This window comes from Streptomyces sp. a15, from assembly GCF_059026085.1.
Genome location: NZ_JBWLKM010000013.1, coordinates 117,368 through 130,152 on the forward strand (window position 1 = coordinate 117,368; position 12,785 = coordinate 130,152).

Consider the following 12,785-nt stretch of genomic DNA (forward strand, 5'->3'; position numbering starts at 1 on the left):
ACGCCCCACCCCGCACGGCGACGGCCCCGGCTCCTTCTCCGGAGCCGGGGCCGTCGCCGTAGTCGTAGTCGTCGAGTCGAGGGGTCAGCCCTTCCAGGCCCGGGCCACCTGCCCGTCCTTCACCTCGAAGTTCAGCCGCCCCACGCGGTACTCCATGGTGATGATCGCCCCCGGCGGCAGCGAGCGCACCGTCGACCACCCGCGCTCGCGCGCGAGCCGTTCGGCCCGGTCGGCGTCGAGGCCGACATAGGCGTCCGGACTGTCGTCGGGTTCGGCGGGAGGAGTCGGAATCTGTGCCATACGGCCACGCTAGGCCCTGTCCGACGACCGGGGAAGTCCGGGCTGAGCACCCGGCGTCACGCGTCCCTCTCCGGTCACGCTTCTGTCACAGAATCACGACACTCGTTTTGGACCAACTCCGTCACACGTACGAGCGGTTTCCTGGTCCTTCCGCAGGTAATCGAACGCAATTCCCGCGTGTCGTGAGGGACGCGGGAAAAGACCCGTGGAAAGTTCCGGAAGTACCGTTCCCGACCCCTTTCCCCGCTCGATTCCGCAGGGACCCGCGGGTGCTGACACCACATAAGAAATACACGGTTTCAGCACAGAACGCCCGTACGCCCCCTGTCGGAGCACGCGACGGCGCGAGCATCATGACGTGAGCTCGCGGGTACGCGTGGCGCGGGCTTCAGCGGGCCCGGGGCAGGGCGAGCGAAGGGGCGAGCGAGCGATGGGGACGCAGACCGCGCAGGCGACGGCACGACCCGTGCGGACCGAGCGGCACGGCCAGGTGGTCGTCGACTGGCTGACCACCACCGACCACAAGAAGATCGGCCATCTCTACCTGATCACGTCGTTCGCGTTCTTTCTGATCGCCGGTGTGATGGCGCTGCTGATGCGCGCCGAACTCGCCCGGCCCGGTCTGCAGATCGTGGACAACCAGCAGTTCAACCAGCTCTTCACGATGCACGGCACGATCATGCTGCTGCTGTTCGCGACCCCCAGCTTCGCGGGCTTCGCCAATGAGCTGATGCCGTTGCAGATCGGCGCGCCCGACGTCGCCTTCCCGCGGCTGAACATGCTGTCGTACTGGCTGTTCCTCTTCGGCGGACTGATCGTGCTCGGCTCGCTGCTGGTGCCGTCCGGTCCGGCCGCCTTCGGCTGGTTCGCCTACGCGCCGCTCAACGACTCCGTGCATTCCCCCGGCGTCGGCCCCGACCTGTGGATCATGGGGCTGGCGCTGGCCGGCTTCGGCACGATCCTCGGCGCGGTCAACTTCATCACCACCATCATCGGGATGCGCGCCCCCGGCATGACGATGTTCCGGATGCCGATCTTCGTCTGGAACACCCTGTTCACGTCGATCCTGATCCTGATGGCGTTCCCGGTGCTCGCCGCCGCGCTGCTGGTCCTGGAGGCGGACCGGCGGTTCGGCTCGCAGGTCTTCGACGCGGGCAACGGCGGGGCGCTGCTGTGGCAGCACCTGTTCTGGTTCTTCGGGCATCCCGAGGTCTACATCATCGCGCTGCCGTTCTTCGGCATCATCACGGAGATCATCCCGGTCTTCAGCCGCAAGCCGATGTTCGGCTACCTGACGCTGGTCGCGGCGACGATGTCGATCACCGGTCTGTCGATGGTCGTGTGGGCGCACCACATGTTCGCCACCGGCGCGGTGTTGCTGCCGTTCTTCTCGTTCATGAGCTTCCTGATCGCGGTGCCGACGGGAGTGAAGTTCTTCAACTGGACCGGGACCATGCTCAAGGGCTCGCTGTCCTTCGAGACGCCGATGCTGTGGGCGACCGGCTTCCTGGTGTCGTTCCTGTTCGGCGGCCTGACCGGGGTGATCCTGGCCTCGCCGCCGCTGGACTTCCACGTCACCGACACGTACTTCGTGGTCGCGCACTTCCACTACGTCGTCTTCGGCACGGTCGTCTTCGCGACCTTCGCCGGCTTCTACTTCTGGTGGCCGAAGTTCACCGGCAAGCTGCTCGACGAACGCCTGGGCAAGATCCAGTTCTGGACGCTGTTCGTCGGCTTCCACACCACGTTCCTGGTGCAGCACTGGCTGGGCGCGGAGGGCATGCCCCGCCGGTACGCCGACTACCTCGCCGCCGACGGCTTCACCGCGCTCAACACGGTCTCGACGATCGGCTCGTTCCTGCTCGGCATCTCCACGCTGCCGTTCCTGTACAACGTCTGGAAGACCGCCAAGTACGGCCGGAAGGTCGAGGTCGACGACCCCTGGGGCTTCGGCCGCTCCCTGGAGTGGGCGACCTCCTGCCCGCCGCCCCGGCACAACTTCAACACGCTGCCCCGGATCCGCTCCGAGTCCCCGGCGTTCGATCTGCACCATCCCGAGTACGCGGCCCTGACTCCCCAGCCCGAGCCAAAGAGCGAGCAAGCCGGTCGCGAGCCGTCCTGATCGCCTCGGTCAGCTCCGAGGGCTCCAGCACCTCGAACTCGAAACCCAGCATCATCAGGTGGAGCACCATCACGTCGAGGCTCGCGGCTCCGGTGCGCAGGATGCAGCTGTTCTCGTCGGAGGCCTCCAGCGTCCCCGCGGAGGGCGAGATCCGCTCGGCGGCCTCTGCCATCGGCACGAGCAGCCGGATGACCGCGTGCGAGGCGTACGCGCGCGTGGAGACGCCTTTGGAGACGTAGGCGGCCAGGTCCTCCGCGGGCGGCTCGCGCGGCTCGAAGCGCGGGCCGTGCGGCGGCTTGGGGGTGATGCGGTCGACGCGGAACGTACGCCAGTCCTCGCGGTCGAGGTCCCAGGCGACCAGGTACCAGCGGCGCTCGCTGCACACCAGGCGGTGCGGTTCGACGCTGCGGCGGGTCGGGGCGCCCTCGTGATCGCGGTACTCGAAGCGCAGCCGCTCGGTGTCCCGGCAGAGGTTGGCGAGTTCGGTGAGGACGGCCGGGTCGACGGCGGAGGGCGAAGGGCCGCGCAGCATCGGCACGGTGAACGCGTTCAGGGCGCTCACCCGGCGGCGCAGCCTGCCCGGCAGGACCTGCTCCAGCTTGGCGAGGGCCCGGACCGAGGTCTCGCCGATGCCGTCGATGCCCTGCCCGGCGGCCGTGCGCAGCCCCACGGCGACCGCCACGGCCTCGTCGTCGTCCAGGAGCAGCGGCGGCAGCTCGGCGCCCGCGCCCAGCTGGTAGCCGCCACCGGTGCCGGGGCTGGCGTTGACGGGATAGCCCAGCTCACGCAGCCGGTCCACGTCCCGGCGCACGGTGCGCGGGGTGACGCCGAGGCGGTCGGCCAGGTCGGCGCCGGACCATTCGCGGTGGGCCTGGAGGAGCGAGAGCAGGCGCAGCAGTCGTGCCGAGGTCTCCAACATGGGGCCGAGTCTGCCAGCGATCGCGGACAGCCGCTGTCCGCAAGTACCTCAGGAACCGACCGGGCTCACGGACACCGACAGGTCGTTGTCCCGCGTGTAGTACGGCCCCGCCTCCACCGGCCCGTCCGACGTCTGCACGCGCGCGCGTGGATAGGTGAACACGGGCTTCTTGTCGGCGACGTCGTCGAGCAGTCGTGCGATCCGTACCCGCGGCCCGGTCTCCCCGCCGGGCCTGAGCCACAGGTCCCAGACGCCGGGCTCCAGACGCGCGTACGCCACCGAGAAGCCGAACTCCGTCCGGTCGACGGCGACTTCGGTACGCCGGGCGGGGTCCGGGCGGTGCCGGCCGCGCAGCTCGGCGTACGCGTCCGGGGCGAAGTCCGTGCCGTACACCCGCCCCTGCACCGTCAACGCGGCGCCGGAGACGCGCAGTTCACCCACCTCGGCGTGCGGGGCGCGCAGCCAGCTGCGGACCGTGAGGTTGCCCTGCCGGGTGGCGTACGGGATGCGGACGGCGATGTGGCCGCGGGAGCCGCTCGGGATGCGGGCGGCGAGCGAGCTCAGGTCGGTGGCGCCCGGAGCGAGGCGCTGCGGCTCGCTCCCGGTCACGCGGGCGTAGGCGTCCCAGCGGCCCTCGGGCAGGGCGACGGTGCTGGGCAGGGCGGCCCGCAGCCGGCCGTCCGCGACCGGCGTCAGCGGCAGACCGATCTCCTCCTCCCCGTCGCGCCGACGCAGCACCAGATGCGCCACGCCACTCGCTCCGCGCGCGGCGACGTCGAACGTCAGTCCGCCCGCGGAGTCGGCGACGCAGTCGGCACTCAGCGGTGCGACCCGAGGAGCGGGCATCGTCATGCGACGGCGATCCTCCTTTGGATCAGTACTGCCCGGTTAGACCACCGAACGGACACTTTGGTTGCCTGTCACGGCCGATACGGAAGCTGCGGAACGTCGAAACAAGTGCTGTCCATGTCCCCCTGGGACACCCATCCCCGGCCGTCCTCCCAGCCGGCCACCGACAGACAGGTCCGGCGGGTCTTCGGCGGCTCGGCACGCCGCTCGAACACCACGGGGACGAGCAGCCCGTCCGCGGTGTATCCCTCGCCGCGGTTCATGAAAGCGTCCACGCACGCGCGCGTGACGCCGGTTTCGGGGCAGGACCGTGCCGCGTCCGTGAACCACATCGCGGCCGCCCAGCCCTCCAGCTGCCACTGCGAGTGCGTCTTGAGGCCCTTCGTGGCGTCCCTGAACTCCCGTACGGCCTCATGACCGGTGTCCTCGTAGTTGCGGCTGGACGCGGTCGCCCAGAGGGCGTTGCGGCAGCGCGGGGCGTCCTTGTAGTCCTTGGGGACGGTGGACGTCCAGTTCTGTACGTTCGTGACCTTGGCGGTGACCTCTACGCCCGCGTCGTCCATCGCCTCGCACAGCCGGGCGTTGCCGTGGCTGTCGATGGCGTCGAAGACGAGGTCGACGCCCTGCTCCTTCAAGTCGGCCGCCACGGCACGGAAGTTGGGCAGCGCGAAGTCGACCTGCTCGGTCACCACCTGGTAGCCCTCGGCCTTCAGCCCCCGCTCGACGAGCGAGGCGTAGGCGGCGGACGCGGCCTGGTTGTAGGAGACGACGGCGGCCGTACGGGCGCCGTGCTCGCGCTTGAAGTAGCGGTAGACCTCGGTGCCGCCGTACTGCTCGCCGTCCCAGCCGGTCGTGCCGTCGCGGGGCGCGAGGCTGCCGTAGATGCCGTACAGGTGCGGCCAGGTGTCGTAGGCGGCACCGATGGGCTGGCCCCCGATGTCGGGCACGCGCGCGCGTGCGACGCGGGAGGCGCCCGCGTAGTCGAGGGCGGTGGTGGCGACCAGGGCGACGACCTTGTCCTCGTCGATCAGCTTGTGCACGCAGGTGTTGTTGCCGACTCCACTGCCGCCGTCGTCGCACAGCCGTACCTCGACCGGGCGGCCGTCGATGCCCCCGCGCGCGTTGAGGCGGTCGAAGTAGGCCTTGGCTCCGTCGCGCGGGCCGGTGAAGGCGTTGCCGCCGACCGGGCTGGTGGCGCTGGTGATGATGCCGACGCGGAGGGGGGCGCCGTCCCTGCGCGCGGGCGCCGACGTCCGGCCGCCGTGCTCGAAGTCGCTCTCCGGGAGGCGGCTGCCGCAGGCCGTACTCAAGAGGAGCAGCAGGCCCGCGACGGCCATCTCAGCAGCCCGGGCCCGGAGAGGCATTGCCGCTCAGGCCGACCAGCCCGCACAGCGTCTTCACGGAGACCTTCCACACGTCGTCCTGCTCGACGGCCGTGCCGGCGGCGTCGGGCATGACCGTGGCGCCCTTCAGGGTGAGGGTGTACGTCACGTTGGCCTCGGTCGGCGAGGTGAACTCGACCTTGCTGACCTTCGCCTCCACCTGGCCGCCGCGCTCGTCGCCGCTGAAGCTGTCGAGGACCTGGGTCATCCGGTCGCCGTTCTCCAGGACGGCCCGTTTGTCCTCGACCGGGACGGCCGGGTTGAAGAACTTCACCCAGTTCCGCTTGATCTCCCGCTCGGCCGCCGCGGCGTCGTCCGGGGCGGTCGGGCTCGGCTCCGCGCTGGCGGGGGTCTCCACCGAGGGTGTGGGCGGAGTGGTGTCGCCGCCGCCGCTGTCGTCCGAGCAGGCTGTGAGGGCCGAGGCGAGGAGGAACACCACCGCCACCAGCCCTCGGCTGACGTTCCCCCGCCTGAGGTCGCTCCCGAGAACCATCTGGCTCACCACCGGGTGTCGGTCCGGGCCGTGGGCGCCCGGTGCTTTCAGGGTCAGCTTCCAGAAGGCATAGTGCAAGCCATCGGCTGACATGGACAGACACATGACGTGGGAGCCTGAGATGCGGACAGCCCGACTGCGGACCGTTCACCCCGTCCTGTGGGCCGGCTGGGCCGCGCTCGCCGCGGGCGCGGTGCTGTGCGTCCTCGGCTGGTACGGCGTCTCGGGCGAGCGCTACGCCGAACGCCAACTGCCCTATCTCGCCTCCTGCACGGTCCCCGGCGCCGCCCTGATCATCGCGGGGGCGGTCCTCCTCACCCACGGCCGCAACGCCCTGGCCGCGGCCCGCGTGGAGGAGCTGTACGGCCTCCTGGTGACCGCGGAGCCCGCCGACGCCGAGGAGTCCGGGCAGACCGTGACGGCGCCCCTGGCGGTGAGCGGGGACCTCCTGATGGTGCCCGGCGGCACGCTGTGGCACCGCGCGGACTGCCCGCTGGTGGCGGGGAAGGCGGAGGCGGTGCCGGTCGACTCCAAGCTGGTGGCGAGCGGCGAGCTGGGCCCCTGCCCCATCTGCGAGCCCGCCGAAGAAACCGACTGATGTCCTCCCTGACGTACGACCTCACGCTCGCCGGTCTCTCGGTCGGCAGCGCCGCCGCCCTCACCGGGATCGGCCTGATCGTGACGTACCGCGCGACCGGCGTGCTCAACTTCGCGCACGGCGCGATCGCGATGGTGTGCGCGTACGTGCTGCGGCAGTGCGTGGTCGAGTGGGGCTGGCCGCTGTGGGCGGGGGCGGCGGTCACGCTGCTGGTGCTGGCGCCGGCCCTGGGCATGGCGTTGGAGCGTTTCGTCTTCCGGCCGCTGTCGGTGCTGGGGAGCGACCCGGCGCAGACGCTGGTCGCCTCCATCGGCGTGTTCGTGCTGCTGGTGGGCGGGGCCGCGCTGGTGTGGGGGCAGGGCGCGCGGGACGACGCTCCGGAGCTGGTGTCGGCGGACCCGTGGGGGCAGCTGGCGGTGGTTCTGGTGCTGGCCGTCGGTGTGGGCACGGTGATCCGCTGGACGCGCTTCGGGCGGGAGCTGCGGGCCGTGGTGGACGACCGGCGGCTCGCCGTGCTCGGCGGGATCGACGCGGACCGGGTGGCCGCCGCGGGCTGGGCGTTCGGCTCGTTCACGGCGGGTCTGACGGGCGTGCTGCTGGCGCCGTACGTACGCCTGGACCCGTACGGTCTGCCGCTGCTGGTCATGGAGGTGGTGGCGGTCGCGGTGGCCGCGCGGATGCGCAGCCTGCCGGTCGCGGTCGTGGTGGCCCTCGGCATCGGGGTGGCGCAGAGCCAGCTGACGCGACTGCACCCCTCGGGCTGGCGCGAACCGCTGCTTCAGGCGGCCGGCGCGAACCTCTTCGTCGTGGCCCTGCTGATCGCGGCGCTGGCACTCCCCCGCATCGGCACGCGCGACGCGCTGCCGCGCACGGCCACCGCGCGCGTGCCGACGCCGCCGGGCGCCTGGATAGTCGCCGCCGTGCTGTTCCTGCTGCCGCTCGGCTTCGCGGGCTCGGACCTCCATACGGCCGTCCAGGTGCCGGCACTGGGCGTGGTGCTGCTGTCCCTGGTGGTGGTCACCGGCCGCGGCGGCCAGATCTCCCTGGGGCAGGCGGCGTACGCGGGCCTGGGCGCGCTCTTCACGGCCCTGCTGGCGGCCGGGCGCTTCCCCGGACTGCCCCGGCTCCCCGAACTGGCCGCGCTGGCCGTGGCGGTGGTCCTGGTCGCCCCCTTGGGCCTGTTGACGGGCTGGCCGGCGATCAGCCGCCGGGGCCTGGCCCTCGCGCTCGCGACCTTCGCGGTGGGCGTCGGGGTGAGCCGCTTCGTCTTCGCCCAGCCGTACGCCGTCTCCGGGCTGTCGCTGGGCCGGCCGGCCGGCTTCGACGGCGACCGCGCGTACTACGTCCTGGAGCTCCTCCTGCTGGCGGCCGCGCTGCTGGCGACGCACGCCCTGCGCAGGGGCCGTACGGGCCGGGCCCTCGCCGCCATGCGCGACCACGAGGCGGGCGCGTCGGCGGCGGGTGTCCGGGTGCCGTTCCTGAAGCTCCTCGCCTTCGTCTCGGGCGCCGCGCTCGCCGCGCTCGGCGGCGGCATGCTCGGCATGGGCCTGCGCGCCTTCGACCCCGGCGCCTACGACCCCGTCCGCGGCCTCCTCTGGTTCGCCGCGGTCGTCGTCCTGGGCGCCGACAGCACCCTGGGTGCCCTGGCCGCGGCGGCGCTGCTGGTGGGCCTCGACGCGGGCGCCCGGGGCGGGGTGGCGGCGGCGCTGATCGGGGTACTGGCGGTACTGGTCGGCCGCTTCCCCGGGGGACCGTACGAGGCGCTGCGGACAGCGGCGGGGCGGCTGCGGCCGCGGCCGCGGGCAGCGTTGACGCCGCTCGGGGAGCGGGTGCGGGCGCGGCTGCGGCCCGTGGAGCGACGGGCTGCGGCCGCCGACGGCGCTCCGCCCCCACCAGGGCCACCCGCACCCGACCACGAAAGCCGCACCGGCGGTGCGGGTGGGAACCCAAAAAACCCGGCCGCGCGCCGGGTGCCCCCCAACGCACCCGCACCCACCCTCACAGCCCGCCACCTCCACGCCCGCTACGACGGTTTCACCGCCCTCGACGGCGTCGACCTCGACGTCCCTCACGGCCGGATCACCGCGATCGTCGGCCCCAACGGCGCCGGAAAGAGCACCCTGTTCCACTGCCTCGCCGGAACGCACCGCCCCTCGCACGGCCAGGTCCTGCTGGGCGGACGGGACATCACCCGGCTCACCGCACACGCACGCACCCGGCTCGGCATCGCCCGCACCTTCCAGCAACTGGCCGTTTTCCCGTCCCTGACCGTGGCCGAGAACGTTCAAGTGGGTGCGGAGCAGGGACGCGTCACCGATCCCGGCGCCGTGGAGCGTGCACTCAGGCTGCTCGGACTCGACGGACCGGTCCGCGCGCTGCCCGCCGCCGACCTGCCGACCGGCACCCTGCGCCGCGTCGAACTGGCCAGGGCCCTGGCGGGCGCCCCCCGCGTGCTGCTGCTCGACGAACCCGCCGCCGGCCTGGACACCGCCGAAGTCGCCGCGCTCACCAAGGTTTTGAAGGCTCTCGCCGCCGACGGCACCGCCCTGCTCGTCGTCGAGCACGACCTGGACCTGGTCGCCGACCTCGCCGACGTCGTGCACGTGATGACGGCGGGCCGGATCGTCGCCTCGGGCCCGCCCGCCCGCGTCCTCGACGCCCTCGGCGCCCAGGAGGCCCCCGCATGACGGTGGCCCTGGAACTGCGCCACGCGCGCGTGCGCTACGGCCCCCTGGAGGCCCTGCACGGCGTCACCCTCGCCGCCCCGGGCCCCGGCCTCACCGTCCTGCTGGGCCGCAACGGCTCCGGCCGTACGACCGTCCTGCGCGCGCTGGCCGGAACCGTGCCGCTGTCCGGCGGCGCGGTGCTCTGGGACGGCACCGACGTGACCCGTGTACCGGCGTTCGAGCGGGCCCGCCGCGGCCTCTGCCTGGTCCCCGAACGGCAGGCGGTGTTCGCCTCCCTCACCGTGCGCGAGAACCTGGAGCTCGCGGCACCGGCACACGACATCGCCCTGGACGCCTATCCGCAGCTCGCACCCCTGCTCGAGCGCCGCGCCGGCACCCTCTCCGGCGGCGAGCAGCGCATGCTCGCCCTCTCCCGCGCCCTACTGGCACGCGCGCGCGTGGTGCTCGTCGACGAACCCGCGCAGGGCATGTCCCCCACGGTCGCGGCCCGCACCTACACGCTGCTGGCCTCGCTCGACGCGTGCGTGGTCGTCGCCGAGCAGCGGCTGCCGCCCGTCCTGCACGACCAGGCGGCGGTCGTGTACGAACTGCGTCGCGGGAGCGTGCTGTTCAGCGGAGAGGCAGCAGAGTTCCGGAGACGGGAAGCGACGGACCGAACAGCGCGGAGACGCGGGCCGAGCCCTTCGGGATGACCAGCAGCGTGCCGACCTCCAGCCGGTCCGGAGAGCGGCCGATCAGTCCTTGGTGGCCTGGTACAGCGCCCGCCAGCCGCCCTCGACGCCGTACTTGTGGGCGATCGCGGAGAGGGTGTCGTTGGTTTTCACCGTGTGCATACGGCCCGTGAGCCCGTACCTCTTGGAGCAGACCGGCCAGGCCCCCCAGCCCTGCACGGCCACCACCTTCTGGGCGACGGCGATCTGTTCCTTCCGGGTGGCGAGATCCGCGCGCGGGGCGTACTTCAGGCCGCCGAACTCCTCCCAGGTGGGCTGCCCGAACTGGAGCCCTCCGTAGTGGCCGTTTCCGGTGTTGGCGTTCCAGCGCCCGCCGCTCTCGCACTCGGCGATGCAGCCCCAGGGCCACTGGTCCGCGGCGCACTCGTAGGGCGCGCGCTCCAGGAGCGGTCCGGGAGCCGGTGACGGCGGTGCCGCGTGCGCGACCCCGGAAGCGAGGGTGGAGACGAGGGCGGCGAGCAGGGCCGTGGCCAGCGCGAGCTTGATCGGCTTCGGGTGCATCGGTCCACGCTAGGCGGCCCGTGCCGTACGCCCGTCGCGGCGCGCCCGGTGCGCCCAGGGGCCCCACCCGGTCGGCGGACCGGGCGGGGCCCCGTACCCGGGGAGGGGGGAGCGGCTCAGAGGTCGAGGCGCTGCCCGGGCACGATCACGTCGGGATCGCCGCCGACGACGGCCTTGTTGGCGGCGAAGAGCCGCTGCCAGGTGGTCCCGTGCCGGGCGGCGATGCCACTGAGCGTGTCGCCCGCGCGGACGGTGTAGTCACCGCGGGACGAGCCGCGGGACGTGCTCGGCGTCGAGCGCTCCGGCGCCTTCGACGGAGCCGAATCGGTGGCGGCCGATCCCGAGGCCGACCCCGAGGTCGACCCGGATCCCGATTCCGACCCGGAGGCCGAGCCGGCCGCGGGAGCCGCCGGCGCGCTCCCGGACGCTCCGGCCCGCGCCGAGCAGGTGGGCCACGCGCCCCAGCCCTGGGCCTGCTGGACCTTGGTGGCGACGGCGATCTGCTGGGACTTGGTCGCCTGGTCGGCGGTCGGAGCGTAGGCCGTGCCGCCGTACCCGCGCCAGGTGGACGCGGAGAACTGGAGTCCTCCGTAGTAGCCGTTTCCGGTGTTGATGTGCCAGTTGCCGCCGCTCTCGCACTGGGCGATGCGGTCCCACACCCCGCCGTCGGCCGCCGCGGCGTTGCCGGTCGCGGCCAGCAGACCGAGCGGGGCGAGCAGTGCCGCCCCGGCGAGGACCGCCGTCGTACGGGTCTTACGAACGTTGTCGCGAGTGGTATCGGCACATTCGGACATGAAGTTCCCTCTCCACGGACCCGGGGTCCCCCAAGGCGGGGCGCGACGCCTGCGTGTCGTACGCCGTCGTCGTGCTCCGCCCCGTCCGCCGGAGGCTGTGAAGCGTGCAGGCGTCGAGGACGCGTGCGGCCGGCGGACGAACCCGAGCGGTGCTCGTTGCACACGGCGGAGGAATGTAGAGAGGGTGACCGCCCGGTATCAACCAACTGCTTGTCACTCCAGGCCAGTTCGCCGTTACCTCGGGTATCGGCAACTTTCGGCCACCCACTTCATTCGCCGATTTCCTGATTTGTCGACCAGTCGTCTCGATGATCTGTGACCCACTTCACCGAACCAACTTCCTTGGATATCCGAGGAATTGACGGTGAGTGCCGGATTGCGCACCAAAGGTGACCCTGCGCTGTGGATGGTTCGATTCCGTTCGCCCTGGGGCGTGACTCTCGCCACAGATCGCCCGTTGTCTTCTTCATGAGCCCGGGACCCACCCGGTTCACGGGCCGGGAGCCACCCGGCCCCGCCACGCACCACATCCCGAGGGAGCCACCGTGCCGCGCATGCTCGACGTCAGCGACGAGGTACGCGCCGAGATCGGCGACGAAGAGGCCGACCGGCTGCTCGCCGGAGAGAACGCCCCCGGCAGTTACGACTGCACGTCCTGCCGCACCCAGGGCGACTCCGAGCAGGAGCGCACCAGCACCGTCCTGTTCATCGGCGACGAGACCGCCGTCCTCGCCTTCGCCCACGCCACCTGTCTGCCCTCCCAGGTCGTCCAGGTCACCGAGGAACAGCTCCAGGGCGCGGTGAAGTCCATCACCGGCGACACGGTCGACCTGGAGCCGGACAAGATCGCACCCGAGCAGGCCGTGCTCGGCGTGACCAGCGGACTGGTCCTGATCGCCGGGGAGTTGCACCCGGCGCTGGTGGTCGAGCCGACCGCGCCGATCGTGCGGCCCGGGGCGACGGGGGCCGGCGACGACTTCCTGCCGCTGCTCATCGAGCAGGGGTTCATGCCGCTGACGACGATCGACTCCACGCCGTCCGTGCTGCACGGGTGGTCGGTGCTGCTGGCCGTGGGGCAGCTGCACGCGGTGCTCCAGCCTTCGCCGAACGGCGGGCAGCCGGTGGCGTGGTGGCAGGCGCACCAGCCTCTTCAGGTCACGGAGAGCTGGCGGGCCGCCGCCAACAAGCACCAGCAGGTGCTGATGTTCGCCGCGCCGGTGGGGTCCATCGGGCGGCAGCCCCGGGAGGACCTGCTGCGGGACGCGCTGGACAAGGCGGCGGCCAATGGGAAGTTGGTCGCGGCCGCGATGCCGCTTGCGGGGACGTGAGCCCACGCGGCGGAGCCGCACATCGATGCGGCCTCGCGCCCCTGAAGGCCTGATGCACAACCGCATCTCTTCAAGTGCGGG

11 protein-coding genes and 1 pseudogene are annotated in these 12,785 nt (G+C 72.1%); 5 read left to right on the forward strand and 7 right to left on the reverse strand.

The genetic code is table 11. The annotated features are described in order from the left end of the window. Positions 1-84: 84 nt before the first annotated feature. Positions 85-300, reverse strand: a complete 216-nt coding sequence (locus AC5P09_RS16625; protein WP_307673747.1) for an I78 family peptidase inhibitor — start codon at positions 298-300, stop codon at positions 85-87. 430 nt (positions 301-730) lie between these two features. Here AC5P09_RS16625 and ctaD point away from each other — a divergent pair. Next, positions 731-2,302 (forward strand): annotated as a pseudogene (ctaD, locus tag AC5P09_RS16630) (aa3-type cytochrome oxidase subunit I); the annotation flags it as partial. Here ctaD and AC5P09_RS16635 read toward each other — a convergent pair. From AC5P09_RS16635 to AC5P09_RS16650, 4 genes are all read right to left on the reverse strand, one after another. Next, complete coding sequence (locus tag AC5P09_RS16635; RefSeq protein ID WP_493874653.1) at positions 2,301-3,341, reverse strand: helix-turn-helix transcriptional regulator; 1,041 nt, start codon at positions 3,339-3,341, stop codon at positions 2,301-2,303. The pseudogene ctaD and the gene AC5P09_RS16635 sit on opposite strands and share 2 nt — an antisense overlap. A gap of 48 nt (positions 3,342-3,389) precedes the next feature. Continuing rightward, positions 3,390-4,193, reverse strand: coding sequence for a hypothetical protein (locus tag AC5P09_RS16640; protein ID WP_493874654.1), 804 nt, complete (start codon positions 4,191-4,193; stop codon positions 3,390-3,392). A 68-nt stretch (positions 4,194-4,261) separates the two neighbouring features. Next, entirely contained in the window at positions 4,262-5,554 is a 1,293-nt protein-coding gene (locus AC5P09_RS16645; protein ID WP_493874655.1) for an ABC transporter substrate-binding protein, read from the reverse strand. Further along, entirely contained in the window at positions 5,529-6,065 is a 537-nt protein-coding gene (locus tag AC5P09_RS16650) for an MTB12 C-terminal domain-containing protein (protein ID WP_493874696.1), read from the reverse strand. The genes AC5P09_RS16645 and AC5P09_RS16650 overlap by 26 nt, the downstream gene beginning before the upstream one ends. A 121-nt stretch (positions 6,066-6,186) precedes the next feature. Here AC5P09_RS16650 and AC5P09_RS16655 point away from each other — a divergent pair, with 121 nt between their 5' ends. The 3 genes from AC5P09_RS16655 to AC5P09_RS16665 are packed head-to-tail and all read left to right on the forward strand — an operon-like array spanning position 6,187 to position 10,042. Beyond that, positions 6,187-6,663, forward strand: a complete 477-nt coding sequence (locus tag AC5P09_RS16655; RefSeq protein ID WP_493874697.1) for a hypothetical protein — start codon at positions 6,187-6,189, stop codon at positions 6,661-6,663. Then, the gene (locus AC5P09_RS16660) at positions 6,663-9,350 is read left to right on the forward strand and encodes an ABC transporter permease subunit (protein WP_493874656.1); all 2,688 of its coding nucleotides are present in this window, start codon (positions 6,663-6,665) and stop codon (positions 9,348-9,350) included. Before AC5P09_RS16655 ends, AC5P09_RS16660 begins: the two co-directional genes overlap by 1 nt. Then, positions 9,347-10,042 carry an ABC transporter ATP-binding protein gene (locus tag AC5P09_RS16665; RefSeq protein ID WP_493874657.1) on the forward strand — a complete coding sequence of 232 codons (696 nt, stop codon included), beginning with the start codon at positions 9,347-9,349 and terminating at the stop codon, positions 10,040-10,042. The genes AC5P09_RS16660 and AC5P09_RS16665 overlap by 4 nt, the downstream gene beginning before the upstream one ends. Before the next feature lie 42 nt (positions 10,043-10,084). Here AC5P09_RS16665 and AC5P09_RS16670 read toward each other — a convergent pair whose 3' ends face one another. Both AC5P09_RS16670 and AC5P09_RS16675 read right to left on the reverse strand, forming a co-directional pair. Then, positions 10,085-10,582, reverse strand: coding sequence for a LysM peptidoglycan-binding domain-containing protein (locus AC5P09_RS16670; protein WP_493874658.1), 498 nt, complete (start codon positions 10,580-10,582; stop codon positions 10,085-10,087). A 116-nt stretch (positions 10,583-10,698) separates the two neighbouring features. Next, complete coding sequence (locus tag AC5P09_RS16675; RefSeq protein ID WP_493874659.1) at positions 10,699-11,376, reverse strand: LysM peptidoglycan-binding domain-containing protein; 678 nt, start codon at positions 11,374-11,376, stop codon at positions 10,699-10,701. A 545-nt stretch (positions 11,377-11,921) separates the two neighbouring features. Here AC5P09_RS16675 and AC5P09_RS16680 point away from each other — a divergent pair. Continuing rightward, positions 11,922-12,704 (forward strand): DUF8842 C-terminal domain-containing protein, encoded by a 783-nt coding sequence (locus AC5P09_RS16680; RefSeq protein ID WP_266442135.1) that lies wholly within the window; start codon positions 11,922-11,924, stop codon positions 12,702-12,704. The last annotated feature ends 81 nt before the right edge of the window (positions 12,705-12,785 follow it).

Excerpts from the sequence above, each read along its gene's own strand:
- AC5P09_RS16635 (WP_493874653.1), bottom strand. The coding sequence starts at position 3,341 with ATGTTGGAGACCTCGGCACGACTGCTGCGCCTGCTCTCGCTCCTCCAG.
- AC5P09_RS16625 (WP_307673747.1), bottom strand. The coding sequence starts at position 300 with ATGGCACAGATTCCGACTCCTCCCGCCGAACCCGACGACAGTCCGGAC.
- AC5P09_RS16675 (WP_493874659.1), bottom strand. The coding sequence starts at position 11,376 with ATGTCCGAATGTGCCGATACCACTCGCGACAACGTTCGTAAGACCCGT.
- AC5P09_RS16655 (WP_493874697.1), top strand. The coding sequence starts at position 6,187 with ATGCGGACAGCCCGACTGCGGACCGTTCACCCCGTCCTGTGGGCCGGC.
- AC5P09_RS16670 (WP_493874658.1), bottom strand. The coding sequence starts at position 10,582 with ATGCACCCGAAGCCGATCAAGCTCGCGCTGGCCACGGCCCTGCTCGCC.
- AC5P09_RS16645 (WP_493874655.1), bottom strand. The coding sequence starts at position 5,554 with ATGCCTCTCCGGGCCCGGGCTGCTGAGATGGCCGTCGCGGGCCTGCTG.
- AC5P09_RS16640 (WP_493874654.1), bottom strand. The coding sequence starts at position 4,193 with ATGACGATGCCCGCTCCTCGGGTCGCACCGCTGAGTGCCGACTGCGTC.
- AC5P09_RS16660 (WP_493874656.1), top strand. The coding sequence starts at position 6,663 with ATGTCCTCCCTGACGTACGACCTCACGCTCGCCGGTCTCTCGGTCGGC.
- AC5P09_RS16650 (WP_493874696.1), bottom strand. The coding sequence starts at position 6,065 with ATGGTTCTCGGGAGCGACCTCAGGCGGGGGAACGTCAGCCGAGGGCTG.
- AC5P09_RS16665 (WP_493874657.1), top strand. The coding sequence starts at position 9,347 with ATGACGGTGGCCCTGGAACTGCGCCACGCGCGCGTGCGCTACGGCCCC.